Annotated in this window: 29 protein-coding genes and 1 tRNA gene; 17 read left to right on the forward strand and 13 right to left on the reverse strand. The window is 61.7% G+C overall.

What is annotated here, in order from left to right:
* Positions 1-251 precede the first annotated feature (251 nt).
* The 4 genes from rpsU to BA190_RS09165 all read right to left on the reverse strand — a co-directional run bounded on the left by rpsU (position 252) and on the right by BA190_RS09165 (position 4,399).
* Positions 252-485: a 30S ribosomal protein S21 gene (gene rpsU / locus BA190_RS09150; RefSeq protein ID WP_068285423.1), complete on the reverse strand. Its 234-nt coding sequence runs from the start codon at positions 483-485 to the stop codon at positions 252-254.
* Between the two features lie 150 nt (positions 486-635).
* On the reverse strand, positions 636-1,718 hold the full coding sequence (locus BA190_RS09155) for a 5-(carboxyamino)imidazole ribonucleotide synthase (protein ID WP_068285425.1): 1,083 nt from the start codon (positions 1,716-1,718) through the stop codon (positions 636-638).
* A complete protein-coding gene (gene purE / locus BA190_RS09160) occupies positions 1,715-2,239 on the reverse strand; it encodes a 5-(carboxyamino)imidazole ribonucleotide mutase (protein ID WP_068285427.1) in 525 nt (174 codons plus the stop codon). Before purE ends, BA190_RS09155 begins: the two co-directional genes overlap by 4 nt.
* A 564-nt stretch (positions 2,240-2,803) precedes the next feature.
* Positions 2,804-4,399 carry a glucan biosynthesis protein gene (locus BA190_RS09165; RefSeq protein ID WP_068285428.1) on the reverse strand — a complete coding sequence of 532 codons (1,596 nt, stop codon included), beginning with the start codon at positions 4,397-4,399 and terminating at the stop codon, positions 2,804-2,806.
* Positions 4,400-4,665: 266 nt separating this feature from the next.
* On the opposite strand from BA190_RS09165, the gene BA190_RS09170 reads away from it, so the two are divergent.
* Positions 4,666-5,241, forward strand: a complete 576-nt coding sequence (locus BA190_RS09170; protein ID WP_068285430.1) for a DNA-3-methyladenine glycosylase — start codon at positions 4,666-4,668, stop codon at positions 5,239-5,241.
* A gap of 80 nt (positions 5,242-5,321) precedes the next feature.
* Here the strand turns inward: BA190_RS09170 and BA190_RS09175 are convergent, their stop codons facing one another.
* Complete coding sequence (locus BA190_RS09175) at positions 5,322-5,990, reverse strand: FecR domain-containing protein (protein WP_068285432.1); 669 nt, start codon at positions 5,988-5,990, stop codon at positions 5,322-5,324.
* Between the two features lie 625 nt (positions 5,991-6,615).
* Here BA190_RS09175 and BA190_RS09180 point away from each other — a divergent pair.
* A complete protein-coding gene (locus BA190_RS09180; RefSeq protein WP_068285434.1) occupies positions 6,616-6,915 on the forward strand; it encodes a hypothetical protein in 300 nt (99 codons plus the stop codon).
* Between the two features lie 162 nt (positions 6,916-7,077).
* Here the strand turns inward: BA190_RS09180 and BA190_RS35830 are convergent.
* A tRNA-Ser gene (locus BA190_RS35830) sits at positions 7,078-7,171 on the reverse strand.
* Between the two features lie 94 nt (positions 7,172-7,265).
* Between BA190_RS35830 and BA190_RS09185 the strand changes: the two genes are divergently transcribed.
* The 13 genes from BA190_RS09185 to BA190_RS09235 all read left to right on the forward strand — a co-directional run bounded on the left by BA190_RS09185 (position 7,266) and on the right by BA190_RS09235 (position 12,844).
* Positions 7,266-8,597, forward strand: coding sequence for a tyrosine-type recombinase/integrase (locus tag BA190_RS09185; protein WP_068285436.1), 1,332 nt, complete (start codon positions 7,266-7,268; stop codon positions 8,595-8,597).
* Between the two features lie 79 nt (positions 8,598-8,676).
* Complete coding sequence (locus tag BA190_RS09190) at positions 8,677-8,919, forward strand: helix-turn-helix domain-containing protein (RefSeq protein ID WP_068285437.1); 243 nt, start codon at positions 8,677-8,679, stop codon at positions 8,917-8,919.
* Positions 8,916-9,041, forward strand: a complete 126-nt coding sequence (locus BA190_RS37045; RefSeq protein WP_256390523.1) for a hypothetical protein — start codon at positions 8,916-8,918, stop codon at positions 9,039-9,041. The genes BA190_RS09190 and BA190_RS37045 overlap by 4 nt, the downstream gene beginning before the upstream one ends.
* Positions 9,031-9,600: a hypothetical protein gene (locus BA190_RS09195; protein WP_068285438.1), complete on the forward strand. Its 570-nt coding sequence runs from the start codon at positions 9,031-9,033 to the stop codon at positions 9,598-9,600. Before BA190_RS37045 ends, BA190_RS09195 begins: the two co-directional genes overlap by 11 nt.
* Positions 9,591-9,863 carry a hypothetical protein gene (locus BA190_RS09200; protein ID WP_068285439.1) on the forward strand — a complete coding sequence of 91 codons (273 nt, stop codon included), beginning with the start codon at positions 9,591-9,593 and terminating at the stop codon, positions 9,861-9,863. Before BA190_RS09195 ends, BA190_RS09200 begins: the two co-directional genes overlap by 10 nt.
* Positions 9,856-10,110 carry a hypothetical protein gene (locus tag BA190_RS09205; protein ID WP_068285440.1) on the forward strand — a complete coding sequence of 85 codons (255 nt, stop codon included), beginning with the start codon at positions 9,856-9,858 and terminating at the stop codon, positions 10,108-10,110. The genes BA190_RS09200 and BA190_RS09205 overlap by 8 nt, the downstream gene beginning before the upstream one ends.
* Complete coding sequence (locus BA190_RS09210; RefSeq protein ID WP_068285441.1) at positions 10,107-10,397, forward strand: RNA-binding protein; 291 nt, start codon at positions 10,107-10,109, stop codon at positions 10,395-10,397. Before BA190_RS09205 ends, BA190_RS09210 begins: the two co-directional genes overlap by 4 nt.
* A complete protein-coding gene (locus BA190_RS09215; protein WP_068285443.1) occupies positions 10,387-11,121 on the forward strand; it encodes a hypothetical protein in 735 nt (244 codons plus the stop codon). The genes BA190_RS09210 and BA190_RS09215 overlap by 11 nt, the downstream gene beginning before the upstream one ends.
* 1 nt (position 11,122) lies before the next feature.
* Positions 11,123-11,281, forward strand: a complete 159-nt coding sequence (locus tag BA190_RS35835; protein ID WP_156771435.1) for a hypothetical protein — start codon at positions 11,123-11,125, stop codon at positions 11,279-11,281.
* Positions 11,281-11,511 (forward strand): hypothetical protein, encoded by a 231-nt coding sequence (locus tag BA190_RS09220; RefSeq protein ID WP_068285449.1) that lies wholly within the window; start codon positions 11,281-11,283, stop codon positions 11,509-11,511. The genes BA190_RS35835 and BA190_RS09220 overlap by 1 nt, the downstream gene beginning before the upstream one ends.
* Positions 11,498-11,707 (forward strand): hypothetical protein, encoded by a 210-nt coding sequence (locus BA190_RS09225; protein WP_068285451.1) that lies wholly within the window; start codon positions 11,498-11,500, stop codon positions 11,705-11,707. The genes BA190_RS09220 and BA190_RS09225 overlap by 14 nt, the downstream gene beginning before the upstream one ends.
* A gap of 172 nt (positions 11,708-11,879) precedes the next feature.
* A complete protein-coding gene (locus BA190_RS09230; protein WP_068285453.1) occupies positions 11,880-12,506 on the forward strand; it encodes a DUF4031 domain-containing protein in 627 nt (208 codons plus the stop codon).
* Positions 12,494-12,844 carry a hypothetical protein gene (locus BA190_RS09235; RefSeq protein ID WP_156771436.1) on the forward strand — a complete coding sequence of 117 codons (351 nt, stop codon included), beginning with the start codon at positions 12,494-12,496 and terminating at the stop codon, positions 12,842-12,844. The genes BA190_RS09230 and BA190_RS09235 overlap by 13 nt, the downstream gene beginning before the upstream one ends.
* An 11-nt stretch (positions 12,845-12,855) precedes the next feature.
* Here the strand turns inward: BA190_RS09235 and BA190_RS09240 are convergent, their stop codons facing one another.
* A complete protein-coding gene (locus tag BA190_RS09240) occupies positions 12,856-13,116 on the reverse strand; it encodes a hypothetical protein (protein ID WP_156771437.1) in 261 nt (86 codons plus the stop codon).
* Positions 13,117-13,262: 146 nt separating this feature from the next.
* Between BA190_RS09240 and BA190_RS09245 the strand changes: the two genes are divergently transcribed.
* The gene (locus tag BA190_RS09245) at positions 13,263-13,532 is read left to right on the forward strand and encodes a helix-turn-helix transcriptional regulator (RefSeq protein ID WP_068285459.1); all 270 of its coding nucleotides are present in this window, start codon (positions 13,263-13,265) and stop codon (positions 13,530-13,532) included.
* Here BA190_RS09245 and BA190_RS09250 read toward each other — a convergent pair.
* From BA190_RS09250 to BA190_RS09275, 6 genes are all read right to left on the reverse strand, one after another.
* Entirely contained in the window at positions 13,526-13,732 is a 207-nt protein-coding gene (locus BA190_RS09250; RefSeq protein ID WP_156771438.1) for a hypothetical protein, read from the reverse strand. The genes BA190_RS09245 and BA190_RS09250 overlap by 7 nt on opposite strands.
* Positions 13,716-14,108 carry a hypothetical protein gene (locus BA190_RS09255; protein ID WP_068285462.1) on the reverse strand — a complete coding sequence of 131 codons (393 nt, stop codon included), beginning with the start codon at positions 14,106-14,108 and terminating at the stop codon, positions 13,716-13,718. Before BA190_RS09255 ends, BA190_RS09250 begins: the two co-directional genes overlap by 17 nt.
* Positions 14,092-14,553: a hypothetical protein gene (locus tag BA190_RS09260; RefSeq protein ID WP_068285464.1), complete on the reverse strand. Its 462-nt coding sequence runs from the start codon at positions 14,551-14,553 to the stop codon at positions 14,092-14,094. The genes BA190_RS09255 and BA190_RS09260 overlap by 17 nt, the downstream gene beginning before the upstream one ends.
* 126 nt (positions 14,554-14,679) lie before the next feature.
* Positions 14,680-14,919: a hypothetical protein gene (locus tag BA190_RS09265; RefSeq protein WP_068285466.1), complete on the reverse strand. Its 240-nt coding sequence runs from the start codon at positions 14,917-14,919 to the stop codon at positions 14,680-14,682.
* Between the two features lie 3 nt (positions 14,920-14,922).
* On the reverse strand, positions 14,923-15,924 hold the full coding sequence (locus BA190_RS09270; RefSeq protein WP_068285468.1) for a chitinase: 1,002 nt from the start codon (positions 15,922-15,924) through the stop codon (positions 14,923-14,925).
* Positions 15,925-15,945: 21 nt separating this feature from the next.
* Positions 15,946-16,284, reverse strand: coding sequence for a septal ring lytic transglycosylase RlpA family protein (locus BA190_RS09275; protein ID WP_068285474.1), 339 nt, complete (start codon positions 16,282-16,284; stop codon positions 15,946-15,948).
* A 108-nt stretch (positions 16,285-16,392) separates the two neighbouring features.
* Between BA190_RS09275 and BA190_RS09280 the strand changes: the two genes are divergently transcribed.
* Positions 16,393-16,980 (forward strand): hypothetical protein, encoded by a 588-nt coding sequence (locus BA190_RS09280; RefSeq protein WP_068285476.1) that lies wholly within the window; start codon positions 16,393-16,395, stop codon positions 16,978-16,980.

Genomic DNA, 16,980 nt, shown 5'->3' on the forward strand with positions numbered 1-16,980 from the left:
TCTGCCGGATTAACCTTGCCGGAAAGTAAAGCCTCTCCGCACATCTGCCCCTTGACGACGGGTCTTGCCTGCGAGGGCAAAGTGCGTCCGAGCGGAAACGCTCCCTTGCGCGGCCCTTCGTTCGAACGCGCCTGTGCAATTCCTGCGGGTTCCACCGAGTGGCAAAACGCCGTGGGACGACACAAACGCAAACGCCCGGCCAAATTGCCCGGGCGTTCGTCCCAACCAGTCAATGGCTCGGAAAATCAGTTTTACTTCTTCACAACGCGGGGCGTTGCGGGAATCAGGCCTTCGCGCTGCAGCTTCTTGCGGGCCAGCTTGCGGGCGCGGCGAACGGCCTCGGCAGCCTCGCGGGCGCGCTTTTCGGACGGCTTCTCGTAATGGCCGCGCAGCTTCATTTCACGGAAGATGCCTTCACGCTGCATCTTCTTCTTGAGCGCCTTCAGCGCCTGATCAACATTGTTATCGCGAACGAGAACCTGCACGCGTGCTGTCCTATTATCCTGGTGTGAATCGCTGCGGCGGCTTGGCAACAGAGAGACCCGGTGCCAAGGCACCGCCGAATTTGGAAGCGGCGTCATAACAGAAGGGATCGCCGCTGTCCATATTGATTAGCATGGATCAGCGAGATCCAATTAGCGGGACTTTGGGCTGATCCGGGTGACATGGCCCATTTTCCGGCCGGCACGCGCTTCACGCTTGCCGTAGAGATGCACGGAGGCGTTCGGTTCGGCGGCCAGACCCTGCCAGGAATGCACGCTGTCGCCGATCAGATTGGTCATCACGGCGTCGGAATGGCGCTCCGTGGAGCCGAGCGGCCAGCCGCAGACGGCGCGCACGTGATTCTCGAACTGGCTGACCAGGCAGGCATTCTGCGTCCAGTGGCCGGAATTGTGCACGCGCGGGGCGATTTCGTTGACCAGGACCTGGCGGTCCGAGGTGACGAACATCTCGACGGCGAGCACGCCGACATAATCGAGGGCGGCGATGATCCGGGCGGCTATGTCGCGGGCCTCGACCTCGACCAGGGCCGAAAAATGCGAAGGCACGATCGACTGGTCGAGAATGTGGTCGTGATGCAGATTCTCGGTGAGGTCGTAGGTGCGGACGGCACCATCATCGGCCCGGACGGCGATCACCGAGACTTCCGTCTCGAAGGGGACGAAGGCCTCCAGGATGGCGGGCTGGCCCCCCATGCGCGCCAGCGCTTCGGAGAGGTCGCTGCCCGGGCGGATGATGGTCTGGCCCTTGCCGTCATAGCCGAAGCGGCGGGTCTTGAGCACGCTGGGCCGGCCCAGGGCTGCAACCGCGGAGGCAAGGTCGGCATGGCTGTCGACGGCGCGGAATTCGGCGGTGCCGATGCCGAGGGAGCGCACGAAGCTCTTTTCCGTCAGGCGGTCCGCGGTGGTTTCCAGCGCGAGTACTGCTGGCAGCACGGGGCGGGCGGCCGAAAGGATGGCGGCGGTGGCGGCCGGGATGTTCTCGAACTCGTAGGTGATGGCGTCCACGCTCTGCGCGAACGCCGCCAGCGCCGTCTCGTCCTCATAGGCTGCACAGGTGAAGCGCTCGGCGACCTGGAAGGCCGGGCTGGTATCGTCGGGGCAGTAGATGTGGCAGCGAATGCCGAGCTGGCTGGCGGCCAGGGCCAGCATGCGGCCGAGCTGGCCGCCGCCGAGAATGCCGAGCACGCCGCCCGGGCCGACACGTACCGCATTCATGCCTTCACCGTGTCGTCGGAAACGGGATGATCGGCGACCGCGGCCGTCTGGGCGGTGCGCCAGCGCTCGAGCCGCGTCGCCAGCGCATCGTCGCCGAGGGCGAGCACGGCCGCTGCGAGCAAGGCTGCGTTGACGGCACCGGCCCGCCCGATCGCCAGGGTTCCGACCGGTATGCCGGCCGGCATCTGCACGATGGAATGCAGGCTGTCGACGCCCGAAAGCGCCTTGGATTCAACGGGCACGCCGAAGACGGGCAGGGGGGTCAAGGCCGCCGCCATGCCGGGCAGGTGGGCCGCGCCGCCAGCGCCGGCAATGACCAGCTTGAAGCCTTTCGCCTTTGCCGATTTGGCGAAGTCGTAGAGACGGTCCGGCGTGCGGTGCGCCGAGACGATACGAGCTTCATAACCGATGCCGAGCGTATCCAGAGTCTGCGCCGCGTGACGCATCGTGGCCCAATCGGACTGACTTCCCATGATGATGGCGACAGGTACGGCCTGCCCCGCCGCGGTGCTGGATGGCATCGGGACTCCCTTCGGTAAAAGGGGTGTCTAGAGCAAGACGCCGTTTTTGGGAAGGTGGCAACGCTTTACATAGTTGAGTCGCGCATCAGCACGATCGCGAGACACTCTCGTCGTCTGCAAAAGCTGCTGGGATCTGCCGGAGTTGACGCGCCAATTCCCAGCCGGGGGGTCTGTGCTTCGGATGAAACCAGCCTGCTCCTTTCGCCAACCAAGCTTTTCGAAAATCGATCGCTGATCCAACCAGCTGATCTTCATATCCGAATTCGACACCGCAGCATGAGCAGATTTCATAGGTCGGACTGCGGCCGTCGTGGCCATATTGAGCATAAGGCTGCTCGAGACCGCAGACACGGCAGAAATTGGTGGGCTCACATATCACTGCATGAATGCTGGAACTCCACTCATGGCCAATATGCCCGGCGTCTGTCGTTTCATTCAAGCCCGAGAGAGAGACCTTTGCGGCGGTCTCTCTCGCGATCGATATTGCGTGATTTCTTCTTTTCCAGCAATGGCTTCCGGGGATTTTTCCCCGGATCGCCAGCTGATGTCTCAGACCATCGGGCGCTATACGAACGGATGGTACTGATAGAGCCAGGTCTCGCTCAGCACCTTGTCACCGAGCTTGAGATAGCAGCGCAGTTCCACCGGCTCGGGGCCCGTGGCGTGCAGGTCGAATTGGGCACGCCAATGGCCGTTGATGCCGTCGGGCACCGCTTCGGTGAAGATGTAGGAGAGTTCACCGCGCGAAGCGGTGATGATCGGCTCGGGCTTGACGCCATAGGGCAGGTCCTTGAGCGGATCGCCGAGGAACTCGATCACGAATTTGCGCAGGCCGACCGGCCGTTGCGTGCCGGGGTGGCCGCCATTGCCCAGCCGCGTCGCCACCACGCGGGCGAGATTGGTGGGAAAGGGCTCGTCCGCGGCCCAATGCAGGCGATATTTCAGCGTGAATTGCTGGCCTGCCTTGACCGGATCCTTCGGCACCCACATCGCCACGACATTGTCGTGGATCTCGTCATTGGTGGGGATCTCGATGAGCTGGACGGTGCCTTCGCCGAAGGGGGCCAGCGGCTCCACCCACAGCGAAGGGCGCAGATCATATTTGACACCGTCGAGGTAGTGATCGAACAGGCGGTCGCGCTGCAGGAGCCCGAAGCCGCGCGGGTTGGTGTCGGTGAAGGTCGAGGTGGTGGTGGCCGGCACGTTGTTGAGCGGGCGCCAGATATGCTCGCCGCCGCCCGTCCACATGGCCAGGCCGTCGGAATCGTGCACTTCGGGACGCCAGTCGATCGCGGTCTGCTTGGCCGTCTCGGAGAACCAATACATCGAGGTCAATGGCGTCAGGCCGAAGCGGCTGATGTCGTTGCGGGTGAAGACCTGCGCCTCGATGTCCATCAGCACGGCCTTGGAGCGCGTCATCAGGAAGGAGAAGGCGCCGGCGACGGAGGGGCCGTCCAGGAGGGCATAGACCTTGACCTGGTCAGCGGAGCCCGGGACGGCTTCCAGCCAGAACTCCTTGAAATCGGGGAATTCTTCCTGGTGGGGTGGGTTGGGATCGGCCGCGTTGACGGCAAGGCCACGGGCCGAAAGGCCATATTGGTAGAGTTCGCCGATGGCGCGGAAATAGGAGGCGCCGAGGAAGGCGACCCAGTCGTTCTTCTTCCAATCGACGGAGCCGGTGCGAGGCTCCTGGAAGCGGAAGCCGGCAAAGCCGACGCCGTCGGGCATGGCCTGAGCCGGGCTGTCCGGCGGCATGTCGAAGGAGGCCTTGCGGTAGATGATCTCGCTGGCGTTCTTGCCTTCGACCACATTGATGGTGACCTTCTTCTGGAAGAAGGTGCCGAGATGGAAGAAGGTGACCGGGAAGGGCGCCGGACCGTTGGCCCACAGGGCGTCCTCGGTCTTGAACTTGATCTTGCCGAGTTCCTCATAGGTCAGCTTGGAGGTGATGTCCGGCGCCGGCTTCTCGGTCGGAACATAGGCCTCCATCGCCAGCTTCTTGGCGCGCTCGACCAGACCCTCGAAGGAGAAAGGCGCAGGCGGACCGAAGGTCAGCACGCCCTCGTCGGCGAATGCTGCGGTGGGAAGGCCCAGTGCCATCAGGGTCGAGAGACTTACGGCTCCCTGGAGGAAAAGCCGCCGGTCGAAAGCGTCGTTCATCAAAAAGTTCCTAACTTCTAGAGCAAAACGCGTTCAAGCGTGAACGCGTTTTGCTCTAGCTCCTTGTTTCGACGCGTCTTTACGATTCGAGGTGATTCCGTCCAATCGCAAAACGCTTTACTGCGTCCGCAAGCTAAACAGGGATTATCGCCTGTCAATGCCACGGCGCTTCAAACCGCGCCGATTTCGTGACAATAGATTAATTTGACTGATGAATTTGCGCAAAAAAGCGCAAAAGCGCCCAATAATCTTTCAAAATCTGAGAAATGCCCGATTCCGCCCTGGTCTATGCTCCCGCCGCGTTCTACAGGCGCGATGTTCTCGCCGTCGCCAAAGATCTGATCGGCATGACTCTTCTGGTCGACGGCGTCGGAGGCGTCATCGTCGAGACCGAAGCCTATGATCGCGACGATCCGGCCTCCCACACCTTTCGCGGGCCGACACCACGCAATGCCGTGATGTTCGGTCCGCCGGGCCACATCTACATCTATCTGTCCTACGGCATGCATTGGTGCGCCAATATCGTCTCCGGCGAGCCCGGCCGCGCCAGCGCGGTGCTGCTGCGAGCACTGGAGCCGACGATGGGGCTGGATCGCATGGCACAGAGGCGGGGGCTCGCCAATCCGGCGCTGCTGTGTTCCGGACCGGGACGGCTCTGCCAGGCCTTGGGGTTGACCGGCAGCCAGAACGGGCTGGCGCTGACGCAGCCTCCCTTCGAGCTGCTGCGCCGATCCCATGAGCCGCCCATCGCTACGGGGCCGCGTATCGGCATCAGCAAGGCGGTCGAGCGGCCTTGGCGCTTCGGCTGGAGCGGCTCGAAATTTCTCAGCAAGAAGTTCTGACATCCCGGGCGCACAAACGGAAACGGGCCCCGAAGGGCCCGCCTGTCCTGCAATTGCCTGGTCAGCTCGGCTCGAAGCCCTTACTTGCCGCCAAAGGTGTCGCAGATCTTGGAATTGGGCGTGCCCGTGCAATGCTCGGTAGGCGAGCCCGCGGCGGGCACGATGCGGATGATACGGTCCTCGCCGACCAGCGCGGTCTCGCCCGGCTTGACCAGCTTGCAGTAGCGAATGGGGCGCCGCGGCGGACAGATGAAGGTCTTGCCCTCATAGAGCGTGATCGCACTGGTGGGCGTGCGCGAATCGACCTGGAATTTGGTGCCGCGCACGCCGATCGAAGCCTGGGGGGCATGGATCTTGTAGGCGCTCTTGGCCGAATCGCCGGTGGCGAAGCGGAAGGCGCCCTTGGCGAATTGCAGCACGACCGACTTGGCCTTGCCATTGCCGGCATAGACGAAGCTATCGAGCGTGACGGACGACTTCGAGCCGAGCATCAGATGGGTGTTGTCGAGAAAGCGCAATTCGATCACGCCGCTCGGGCCGGTGACGATCTTCTCGCCCTGATGCACGCTGGAACCGATTTCCAGGCGCCCGGACATCGAACCATGCACGGCCGGCGTCAGGCCGACGACGTCACCGATGACTTCGGGTCCCTGCTTCGCCGGGGCGGTCTGGGCAGCGGCCGTCTGCATGGAGAAGGCAGCAAGCAGGGTGAACAGCACCGGTGCCAGGCGAGGGAAGCGTAATGTCATGACAAATATCGAACCGTTACTCGAAGGTGGGGGTCAACGCGGTATCCAATCGAAGCGATCATAGCGCTGCGACAGCTGAAAAGTGAAGGCTTATTAAGCATGTTCAGAGCTGATCCCTTGGAAATCGGGCGGCCTGTTGCGTTTTTGCATCGCAGTCTAACGCAATGTACCGCATTGCGATCAGATGGTGACAGGTGTTCTGACAGCATTAGCTAGGGAAGCGCGCGGATTAGAATTGTCATGATTAAGCGATTTAGGGAGGGTGATTTCTAGAATTCCATTGGGTCATTTATCCTTTTTGGGTATTTCTTACGCAGAGGTATTTGAGGCGCCACGCCTCCTTGCATGGTCGGATCCCATCCTAATCACCCACGGGTTGCTGAACGAGGCCACGCTGGCGTTGGGGGTACTTTGTCTGGCCGAAAATTATTGCTGACCCGGCTGGAGAGATGTGCCGGACATCCCTAAGGCAGCGGCCTTATTCGCACAGGGCAGGTGGTATCCGGGGCGCGGTCTTCCCAACATTTGCCGAAATTGCAACGCATAGCTGCTCAGCCTTTGTTGCACTGCAACATTGCGCGAATCCTGCTATGGTGCCGTCAAGTGAAAGAGAAGGCATAGATCCGTGAGCGAGACCTGGAACACGAAATTCGGCAGCAGGCGCGTCAAGCAGGCCCTCCCGACCATCGAGGAAGCCTTGTTCGCCGCCGAGTGCCTCAATGACGACTTCGACCAGCAGGTCGAGATTGCCGCATCGCTGCTCGGTGTCGGCGTCGAGGAAGTGCGTGCGGTCGCCAAGCGGTCGGTGAAGCCGGTCGAGCGCCGTCTCAGCCTGCCGATCGCCAAGTCCCCCCGTGCGGCTGTCGCTCCGCGGGCTGTGGTCGTTGAATATCGTACGCCCAAGCGCCTGGTTGGCATGCGCTGACGCGCAGGCTGCTTCGCCATCCGTGATGAAAATCTACCGGGCGCCGTGGGAAACCGCGGCGCTTTTCATTTGCGCATGAAATGACCTGCCGCGAGGCGCCAGAAGGCGCTGCAAACCGGTGGGTGCAATGGAAATGCTTGCCCGGGCGCCTGAAAAAGCGAATGGCGCTCCCAACCGGACTCGAACCGGTGTTTTCGCCGTGAGAGGGCGGAAAACTAGGGGTTCTGGTTTCCATGGGCTTTCACCGGCTTATAGCAATATCAATGGCTTATTTGAAATTGTTGCGCTGGCTTGCACCCGCTTTCACTGGCATGTATTACCTAGATATTACCTAGCTTGGGGGCTGTGAAGTGGGCAGGGAAGTACCCGACGCACTCATTACGACGCGCAATCTGCGCTCGAAACTGGCGGTGAGGGCCGAACCATATTGGCGTGAACTCGAGCCAGATATCCACATCGGCTATCGCAGCCGCGCCAAGGGTGGCCGCTGGCAATATCGCTGGCGTATCGAGGGGGTATATCGAAAAGGTACGCTGCCCGGCGCGACGGACGACGAGAGCCCAGCCAATGGCCTCGACGTGCTGGATTACAGTCAGGCCGTTGCCAAGGTTAAAGAGACGATTGCCGACCTTCGCGCCAAGGCGGTGATAGAGGCCTCGGGACCGGTGCAAACAGTACGCACCGCCGTGGACGCCTATATTGCTGCCAGGGAGAAGAAGGAGGCCGCGCAACGGCCGGGCAAGCCGTTGAAGCGGGATGCCCGCTCGCGGTTGACGGGACACGTTCTCAGCGTCGAATCAATTTCGGACAAGTCGCTTCACGAACTGACGGAAGACGACCTTTCGAAATGGCTCGACGGCCTTGACGGGCTGGTGGTGACGTCGGTCAAGCGGCTGGTGAATGATTTCAAGGCCGCTCTGAATGCCGCTGCCGGCACGAAGGGTGCACCACCTGGTTTGCCCGCCATCATCAAGAAGGGGCTGAAAGTCACTGGGGGCGGGTCGGCCGGCGACCGCGATATTCAGGTGCTGCCGGATGCGGAGATCCGCGCCATCATCGCCGCAGCCAAAACGGTCGACGACCGCGACGGGTGGGAGGGGGACTGGTACCGGCTGGTGCTCCTTCTGTCCGCGACCGGTGCTCGATTCGGTCAAACGTCTCGGCATGTTGTCGGCGACGTCCAACGCCACAACAACCGAATCATGGTCCCGGTGTCCTTCAAGGGGACAGGCGAAAAGAAGGTGTCCCGATTCGCGGTCCCCATTGGGCAAGATGTCGTCGACGCGCTGCGACCGGCCATCGCCGGCAGAAAGAGCACTGATCCGCTTTTGGAGCGCTGGCGCTACCGGCAAGAAAGCCCAATCGTGTGGGTGAAGGACCGGCGCGGCCCGTGGCAGAACGCAACGGAAATGTCGCGCCTGTGGCGGAAGACGCTTGAGGTGGCAGAGCTACCGGTCGACATCATTCCGTACGCGCTGCGCCATTCCAGCATCGTGCGGGGGCTGCGCGCCATGCTGCCGGTGCGCCTCGTCGCGGCACTGCACGACACTTCCACGGAAATGATCGAAAAGCACTATTCGGCATACATCATTGACGCCATGGACGAGGTGGCGGCACGCGCCGTCATTCCGCTTGGGGCGGTTTCGGATCCGCCTGCCAAGCTGGTAAAATCGACCGGCTAGTGTTTTCAAAGTTGCAAACATATTTGCAATATGCAAATACTCTCGCACGTTCACTTGAAAGCGTGCGAGGTTCTACGCAATGTCGCAGATACAGGGGAGCGGGGGCGCAGACACCGCCCCGCCCCAAAAACTAGCCTACACGGTCAAAGAGGCCTGCGAGGCAACCACCCTCAAAATGTCGGCGCTGTACTACCTGCTGCGAGAGGGAAAATTGCGCGCTCGCAAGATCGGCCGCCGCACCGTCGTGCTTGCCGATGACTTGAAGGCCTATCTTGACAGCCTTCCAGCGGCGGAACTGACGCCAAGGGAGGGCAAGCAATGACCTTCCTCGTCTATAGCGCCGCTGTCCTCGTCGCCAACAATCCTATCCTCACCGCTGTCATCGCCGCGAACGTGCTGGTGCTGGCCGGCTTCGTCGTCAGGGGGCTGCGTCGTGTCAGCTGAAAACGCGAAACCAATTCCGCGCCCGATTGAAACCTGCCCCCGTGACGGGACGATTGTTCGACTTCTCGTCGACTACACGGACGGTGACGGCGCGCTGGAAGACAGCGACCAACCTACGTGGACAATAGGCTTCAATCAGCAGGAGACCGCCGACGATGACGAATGGTTGCTCGCTGGTTGGAACTGGACGCACGATTGTTTCACGCAGGGGCATGGCACTCCGATAGGCTGGCTTCCGTTTCATGGCGAAGACAGTCGGGCGATCGTAGACGTGCTTGCCGAGCGCCGTCGACAGGTGACGGTGGAAGGCTGGACGCCCGAGCACGACGACGCGCACACCGATTTCAGTATGACGAAGGCAGCGATTGCCTACGCAATGACGGCGGCAGCGCGCATATATGTCACGAATTTGCGCCGCGCCGTAGCGTGGTGGCCGTGGGCCGCGAAGTGGTGGAAGCCTAAAGGACGCCGCCAGGACCTGGTCCGAGCCGCCGCCCTCATCATCGCTGAAATCGAGCGGTTGGACCGCGCCGCCGAAAGGGGGACGCCATGCCGGTGAAAGACGGTGGGGCGGCGTTCCCCTTGGGCCTGAAAGGCAAGGTCGTGTTCGGTGGAGGGCGCTACGACGGCGCGCACGTGCCCGAGTATCAACCGATCCACGAAGGCATGTCATTACGGGATTGGTTCGCCGGACAGGCTTTGGCCGGCCTTGCCGCATACCCTGGTCGCGAAGGCGAACGCAACGAGCCTCATCACTTCGCCAGATGGGCATATGCCTTGGCCGACGCGATGATCCTCGCGAGGGGCGGCGGCGATGTATGACAGCGACGCACCTTCCTTCACGCACCTGCGCTCGGCAAGCCACATGGCGCGCAAGCCTTACACCTGCTGCCGTTGCCGGCAGGAGATCGAGGCGGGCAACAGATACGACGTGAATGTGTATCTTTCGGATGGCGATTTCATCCACGAACGCATGCACGTCGGGGCATACCTCTACCCGTCCGGCTGCCCATCCATTCGCGAGAAAGATATCGCCGACATGCGCGGCGCGGGTGAGGGCGCGCCATGAGCACGCTGCACCTATCTCTCAAGGGCGAGTATTTCGACGCCATCAAGGCCGGGACGAAACCGAGGGAATACCGGCGCGTCAACGCTTTCTGGTGCAAGCGCCTACTCGGGCGGACCTATGACAGCATCGTCCTGACACGGGGATACCCAAAGGCCGGCGACGACGATCGTCGCATCGTCCGTCAGTGGCGCGGCTCCACCATCGAGACAATCACGCATCCGCACTTCGGCCCCGACCCGGTCGAGGTGTTCGCAATCGACGTTACGGGGGAACACAATGCAGATTGACCGCGAAGCCGCCAAGAAGGCGGCATATGCCTTTGCAACTGCCAACAACATGGGCGCGCCGGGCAGTGCCGAAGACGAGGCCGAGGCCATCCAAATGGTTTGCGACCTTGTCGGCCACTACTTCGCCGCCGCGCCTGCGGGGAAGCCGGTAGCGTGGACACCCGAAAGCTTGCGCGAACATGCGCGTGATCAAGGCTGGTACATTCGGGAAAGCGCGTCTGTTCCCGACCTCCTCACGGGCGGGTGGAAGCATCCGTATTCCGTCACCGTCAGCGATAGAGAGTTGCTGACCATTCTGAATGCCGCCAAGCCGGCACCAGCGCAGTTAGGTGGCGATGGCGACCCGTTGCGAACGGCGGTCGGCACGCTTCTCGACTATATCGGCTGCTACGTCCCCGAGCATCGGGAAGCCGCCACAGTCGAAGCGGTGCGGTTGGTGATGGGCCTTACGCGCTTCCGGTATGCCGAGGTGCAGAAGCATCTGGATCAGGTCGCCGACATCGCAGCGCAGCTTGAGAAGGAAAAGCGGGATCCGGCCCGTGCCATCACCTTCACCTATATGAACTGGCGCGGCGAAGTGGGCGAACGGAACGCTGTGCCGATCTCCATTCATTACGGCGCGACGGAATGGCACCCCGAGCCGCAATGGCTGATGCGCGCCTTCGACCTCGACAAGCAGGCCGAACGCGACTTCGCGCTCAAAGATACGTCGATGGCGGTGTGATATGACCGATCAGCCCAAAAGAACCAAATACACCTTCTCCATTGACCGCAATGTCCTGGCACTCCTGATCTGCATCATGGCGGGCGCGGTGATGTGCACCGGGCATGACGGCTGGGGCTGGCTCATCTTCATAGCCTTTCTGGTTGTCCTGGCGGCGTGATGCCCAAGAAACCGCCCACTGATATCGAGAAGGTGCTAGCCGCCGCCTCCGTCACGATGGCGCTTGACCGGCACAAACTGCTGTCGACGACGGCGCGAGACGCTCACCTGCGCTACGCCCGCCGGCTGTGGCCGCAGGCCATCCGTGACGAAATCCGCAAGCTGACGAAACAGGTCAAATACCTGCGCAGCCATCTGCCAGGTGGAAGGAAGAACCATGATCACAATTAGCTTTTCCTACGGCGCTGCCGCCCTCTTCGTCTGGCTGCTGGGCTTCATGTTCACCGCCTCGTTCATGCATGAGAACCGGCCCGGCACCGGTACCGTCATCAAACTCTTGGCCTGCGCCCTGTGGCTTTTCTATTGGCCGCTGTTCTTCGCGGTTCTCTGCGGCGTGAAGGTTGCGGAGTGGGAGGACCGGCTGTGAAGGAACGTGCGCCCGTCTCAGTGACAACCGGCCACGGGAAGATGAGCCCCCAAGCTGCGGTTGGCTACGGCTGCTGGCCCGACGAGGACGGCCGCCAAACGAAGCATCGGAAATTGAGGCCGCGCGGGGCCAAGAAGGTAAAAACCCTGCGGACACACCGGGAGCCCAAGCCATGACCGTCTACGTCGACGACATGCACAAGGTGCCGCTGGGCCAGTTCCGGCGTATGAAGATGTCGCACATGATCGCCGATACCGAGGAAGAATTGCACGCCATGGCCAGAAAAATCGGCGTCGCGCGCAAGTGGTACCAGGGTGACCATTACGACATCGCCATGAGCAAGAGGGCACTGGCCGTCGCGGCTGGGGCGGTTGAGATACCCATGCGCACGCTGGCGTTCATGGCAAACAATCGGCGCTCGGGGTATCCGATGGGCACGCCCGAGACGGCGCGAGCTATCGCCATGGAGCGAATGGCGGTTGTGAGGGGGAAGCGGGAATCCGACCGGGCCGGGTGGCACTCCCCCGAATCCAACCTCGTCGGCGCGACGTGGCGCATGTTCGATGAAACATATGAGGGCACGACGCTCCCGAAGGCCGAATTGCGGACGGATGCCGGTGAGTTGGTCGCCTATGTCCTCGACGCTGGCTATGCCTGCTATCCACATGCCCGCCAGCCGGAGACCGGTGAGGACGTCAGAGGCGGGGCGTTCATCGACCGCGCTGCCGCCTTGCTATGGGCGAGGAAGACGGCCGGCGTGAAATCTTCCGACGACGAGGCCCCGCCGTGTTCGACCTGAAATCGCCTTGCAAAAATTGCCCGTTCCGAATTGGGCTGGGGTCGATGTTCCGGCTTCCACCCGGGCGCTTGGATGAGATCCAGCGCGCCACCTCGTTTCAGTGCCACAAGACGGTGGACTATTCCGACGACGAATGTCCGTCGCCAGGAGACAAGCCGCAGCAATGCGCCGGCTTAATGGCTGTCCTTCACCGAGAGGGCGAGCCCAATCAGATAATGCGGGTGGCGGAACGCCTGCAGGCGCTGCCGCTCGATGAATTGGACCCGCGGCGCGAGGCGTACGCCACTTGGGATGACGTGAAACGGGCGCATGCCGAAGGGATCGAGCCGCGCCGGTGACACAGTAGCCGTCAAATGCTGCCATCTTCGAGCCGCTGAGAATCGAGAATCACGCGCATGCCTTGCCGAAGCAAGATGAGGTTTCTTGGCCGCTCCTTTACCGCTTCCTTGAACGCTGCCCGTGCCATCATGATGCCGTCGCACGCGGCGATAGTCTGATATGGTTCTTCCCGATTGGGCTTGGCGTCGGTCTGCCCAGGATCCGGCCGCCACCCCCAATCCTCGACGCAATATTGGTTTCCGCCTTCGGCCGGCACGAAGAACATGTGCATCCGGACCCATCCGTAAATTGTCATCGGAACATGCTCGCCTCAGTGTGTGTTCTTATTTTGTTCTCGCAAGGATCGAGCGTCAAGACAGGGCTGATCGCGTTGCGCCCTATCGCCCCGTGTAGTATACGGTACGTATAGGAGTTCCGATGTCAGACCGCCGCCAACAGCTTGAAGATATGATGTCTTCTGCCGAAATGTCGCAGACCACGTTATCGGCCGTGCTTGGCGTCAGCCTGAACACCGTCAGCCGCTGGCTTGCCAACACGCGGCACGCCATCCCGGTGCCGGAATATGCCTTCGCTTTCCTGGCCGCATACAATGCCGTGGCGAAATCCCACAGGCCGCAACTGCTGGCCAAGCTTATGAGCGAAAAAAGCGCCCCGGCCGCGAGGGCAGGGGCGTCTGATTCTCAATAGCGATTTTCGGCCCGCAAGGGTCGTTGCGGAGGCTCGGTTGCAGCGCCTACGGGCTGGGGCTCGGGCTGCGCCTCAACGGTGCATTCCTCAATCATCCGTGCCGCCAGCATAAGCGGCGTCATGCCCAGCTGCGCCGCCCTGGCCTCGATGCCGGCGGCAATGCGCAGCGTCCGCGCTGTCACCCTATGAGCTTTCATCATGGGGCCTCCTGGACTTGTTGCGCATAATAGCGGCCCTGCGCTCCCGCCGCTCAATTGCCCGTTGGGCGTTTTCTCGGTCTTCGCGTTCCCGCCGCTCGGCCTCGATGGCCCTTTGCTTGGCGATACGCCTGTCAACCTCCGCGTCGACCTCTTCGCGCCACACGGTTTTGTCGTGCTGCTCTTCCAAGATTTCGCGGATCCGTTTGATATCGGCCCGCATGGCATCGTCGGAGCCATTGACGGCCGGCAGACGTGCCGGCGCGGTGGAGTTCTTGCTCCGAAAATAGTTGGCGACACCTTTGTAAAAAGCCGCCGCTATACCACCCGCAACGATCGCCCACCCGTACCACGCGTCAGAATCAGGGGGCGTCGGCATTCCGATACATCCTTTCGGCGTCGCCGGCCTCGTCGGCGATAGTGGTCGCAAGAAACAAATCGCCCACCATCAAGCCCAGATAGGTGACGACGCCGATTGAGGATATGTCCGCTTGCCAAAGGCCTATGACGATCAGCCCCCACGCGCTTGCCGAAAGCCATGCCGTGCCCGCCCGCACAAGCGGAGAGAACCGGCGGAACACTTTGAACGTGCCGTTGAGTGTCAGGGCAACGAGCCGAATGAAAGCCACCAGCATGAAGACGATTCCCCACGTCTCTTCTGCCGCCACAGACTGCATGATGTCGTAGGCGGGGGAGCGGCCGAAAACTGCATCCGGTTTCAGGATGACATAGGCGCATCCTGCCAGGATGCTTGCCAACAGCCATTCCCAAAACCGTTCGCGGAAATGCAGCTTGGCCCCGAGGATAACGCGCGACACAATCATGTCCGTGGCCTCGGTCGGGGCCAGTGGCAGGCCGCGACACCGCTTTCTATGGTGTCGTCTATCCAGCCCTGGTCAGCTGGCGTCTTGCCGTGAACGACGGTTTTTGGTGCTTCGAACACCCTGCACTCACCGCCGCTCACACTTGCCGGTCGAAGTGTCCCACACGCCGCCAGCGTCAACGCAAGCGCGACGAGTATTCCGAGCCTTGGCAGCCGCATCTACTGCGCTCCTATCTTGCTTTTCGATTCGGGTGAGTTCCCGCTGTCCGCCGGCTTCCAAAAGTGCGGTGGCTATCCACCCGAGGAAGCCGACGACGACAACAACGGCGACGATGATCAGCCAGCCGCGAACGGAGATGAGGCCCATGGCTCACCCCTCGACGTCGGCGCGAACGTCCTGCAGGACGCCCACGATCTGATGTCGCAGAAGCAGCACGACGACGAGGGCGACAAGGGCGACGCCGCCGATGGCAAGCACGGTTTGCCAGTCTGCGCCAAGCAGTCCGGACAATGCCGAGCCGACGCCACCGCCGATGCCGAGTAGCCAGCCGCCTAAGCCCGTGCGGCGCTTCACAGCCTTGTCCACCTCGACGGGAACGGTCGGACGGTCGACGGGTACCGGAACCGTCACGGTCTTTTCCACCTGCACCGGTGCCGCCTGCACGTCGGCGGTGCGGGCAGTGGCCTTCGTCAGGTTTACCAAGGCGGTGTGGAGCGCGGCCCGCGTGCGCGGCCCTGCATCGCCGTCGACAGGCGACAGCTTTGCAGCCGTCTGGAACTGCCGCACGTCGTTGGGGCCGTAGCCCAGCAGGACAAGGGCGACCTTCGCATACCAATCGAGGCGGTCGGCGAATCCGTTCAAGCCGCCGTTTATCTTCTTCGTGATCGTCTCGATGTCGTTTCGGTCGGCGTAGCGGTTGAGCCCACGCGTCGACCAATACCAGAGGGGGCCAACACCTTCCCACGGGTCGGTGTTCATCAAATCCGGCTTCGCCTCGAAATCTGGCGTGTTGGGATCGATATTCTTCCGGCACCAATCGCGGAACGCCGCGGTGTTCGCCCGCCCGGTAATCTGAATGCCAGTCCGGCCCATGAAGCGATGGCCGTCACCAGGCTGTGTGTTGCCGAGATCGGCGCGCCCCTCGTACTTCTTCTGGGCCGGCGTCGGCCCCCAAATCTCCCGGTCCCACTTGAAGGCGCCGGACTCGTGAAGATCCTGCGCCAGGTAGTGGGCGATGCGGTGAGGTTGGTCGAGGCCGAGCCGCGCGCCGTAGGCATTCAGGCCGGCAATGACGCTGTTGGCGTTGGCCACCTGCGCGGACGAAAGCGGCCCGGCAATCTTGCGGATGATATCGAGGGTAACGGGCGTCATGGATAGCTCCAACGTGGTGACTTAGGGGCGGGGGGACACGCGCACTTTGGCCGTGCCCGACATGCCGAGCGCCCTGGCGCTGGCAGGGTTCAAATCGATGACGCGCCCCCGAATGAATGGCCCGCGGTCGTTGACGCGACACACGACGGCGCGGCCTGTGCGGAGGTCGGTAACATGCAGACGGCTGCCAAATCGTGCAGTCCGATGGGCGCAAGTGCGCTCGGAAGTCGGGAAACGTTCGCCATTCGCGGTGCGGGATCCGCTTTCGCTGCCGTACCAACTGGCGACGCCCGTTTCTGCTTTTCCGGTTGTGATGATGGCGCACGACAGCGCGCCGGCTGCCGCCAGTACTTTCAACATTGAGTTTTCCTAAAGGGGGGCGGCAGAATATTTGCCGCACTAATGGCTCTGGACTTCAAGCGCAGAGCACCGCTACCATCCGCCTCAGCTATATGGGGAGGCGACTACATGAATGTGCGGGCACTACTTATTGCGGCGATCGCTATTGTCGGCGCAAACTCGGCAATGGCTGACGATGCCAACACGGGTATTCTACGCGCTGTGCTCGAAGACGGCGGAAAATGCCGACAGGAAGAGACGGAGGCCAGCAAAGCGGCGTGCTTTGAACAGGCTATTTCGGTCGCTCAAGGCAAATACGACGCTTCAATTGCAACGGCGGAAAAGGATGCGGACGAAAAGCCTAAGTCTTACAAGGTTGTGGACTCGGATGATCTTTACGTCTCACCCAACAAATACAAAGGTACGGCCGTCGAGTGGCGAAACGCGCAATGCCTGTACGCTGATAAAGACGAATACCGCTGTGCAAGCAATGGCCGTGGCATGACCGTCATGATTGTAGCCAGGAAAATCACGCCAGATAACGAGCGGACGATGCTCGAAAATGACTGCGACTCGGTGAAGTCGACATTTACAAAAAAGTGCCGTCGTACAATTCGATTTACGCTTTTGGGTTCGACCATGGATGACATCGGCGGCATCGAAAATAAGCGCGTCGTATTGCTGGCGAAGGAACTGGAGATCTTCAAGGGCAAATAA

This window comes from Labrys sp. WJW, assembly GCF_001676615.1.
Taxonomy (GTDB): domain Bacteria; phylum Pseudomonadota; class Alphaproteobacteria; order Rhizobiales; family Labraceae; genus Labrys; species Labrys sedimenti.

Coding starts and splice junctions, on each gene's coding strand:
- BA190_RS09205 (WP_068285440.1), top strand. CDS start 9,856: ATGTATGACAGCGACGCACCTTCCTTCACGCACCTGCGCTCGGCAAGC.
- BA190_RS09270 (WP_068285468.1), bottom strand. CDS start 15,924: ATGACGCCCGTTACCCTCGATATCATCCGCAAGATTGCCGGGCCGCTT.
- BA190_RS09245 (WP_068285459.1), top strand. CDS start 13,263: ATGTCAGACCGCCGCCAACAGCTTGAAGATATGATGTCTTCTGCCGAA.
- BA190_RS09255 (WP_068285462.1), bottom strand. CDS start 14,108: ATGCCGACGCCCCCTGATTCTGACGCGTGGTACGGGTGGGCGATCGTT.
- BA190_RS09210 (WP_068285441.1), top strand. CDS start 10,107: ATGAGCACGCTGCACCTATCTCTCAAGGGCGAGTATTTCGACGCCATC.
- BA190_RS09275 (WP_068285474.1), bottom strand. CDS start 16,284: ATGTTGAAAGTACTGGCGGCAGCCGGCGCGCTGTCGTGCGCCATCATC.
- purE (WP_068285427.1), bottom strand. CDS start 2,239: ATGCCATCCAGCACCGCGGCGGGGCAGGCCGTACCTGTCGCCATCATC.
- BA190_RS09250 (WP_156771438.1), bottom strand. CDS start 13,732: ATGATGAAAGCTCATAGGGTGACAGCGCGGACGCTGCGCATTGCCGCC.
- BA190_RS09190 (WP_068285437.1), top strand. CDS start 8,677: ATGTCGCAGATACAGGGGAGCGGGGGCGCAGACACCGCCCCGCCCCAA.
- BA190_RS09200 (WP_068285439.1), top strand. CDS start 9,591: ATGCCGGTGAAAGACGGTGGGGCGGCGTTCCCCTTGGGCCTGAAAGGC.
- BA190_RS35835 (WP_156771435.1), top strand. CDS start 11,123: ATGACCGATCAGCCCAAAAGAACCAAATACACCTTCTCCATTGACCGC.
- BA190_RS09215 (WP_068285443.1), top strand. CDS start 10,387: ATGCAGATTGACCGCGAAGCCGCCAAGAAGGCGGCATATGCCTTTGCA.
- BA190_RS37045 (WP_256390523.1), top strand. CDS start 8,916: ATGACCTTCCTCGTCTATAGCGCCGCTGTCCTCGTCGCCAACAATCCT.
- BA190_RS09165 (WP_068285428.1), bottom strand. CDS start 4,399: ATGAACGACGCTTTCGACCGGCGGCTTTTCCTCCAGGGAGCCGTAAGT.
- BA190_RS09260 (WP_068285464.1), bottom strand. CDS start 14,553: ATGATTGTGTCGCGCGTTATCCTCGGGGCCAAGCTGCATTTCCGCGAA.
- BA190_RS09240 (WP_156771437.1), bottom strand. CDS start 13,116: ATGCACATGTTCTTCGTGCCGGCCGAAGGCGGAAACCAATATTGCGTC.
- BA190_RS09175 (WP_068285432.1), bottom strand. CDS start 5,990: ATGACATTACGCTTCCCTCGCCTGGCACCGGTGCTGTTCACCCTGCTT.
- BA190_RS09265 (WP_068285466.1), bottom strand. CDS start 14,919: ATGGGCCTCATCTCCGTTCGCGGCTGGCTGATCATCGTCGCCGTTGTT.
- BA190_RS09230 (WP_068285453.1), top strand. CDS start 11,880: ATGACCGTCTACGTCGACGACATGCACAAGGTGCCGCTGGGCCAGTTC.
- BA190_RS09220 (WP_068285449.1), top strand. CDS start 11,281: ATGCCCAAGAAACCGCCCACTGATATCGAGAAGGTGCTAGCCGCCGCC.
- BA190_RS09225 (WP_068285451.1), top strand. CDS start 11,498: ATGATCACAATTAGCTTTTCCTACGGCGCTGCCGCCCTCTTCGTCTGG.
- BA190_RS09155 (WP_068285425.1), bottom strand. CDS start 1,718: ATGAATGCGGTACGTGTCGGCCCGGGCGGCGTGCTCGGCATTCTCGGC.
- BA190_RS09280 (WP_068285476.1), top strand. CDS start 16,393: ATGAATGTGCGGGCACTACTTATTGCGGCGATCGCTATTGTCGGCGCA.
- BA190_RS09170 (WP_068285430.1), top strand. CDS start 4,666: ATGCCCGATTCCGCCCTGGTCTATGCTCCCGCCGCGTTCTACAGGCGC.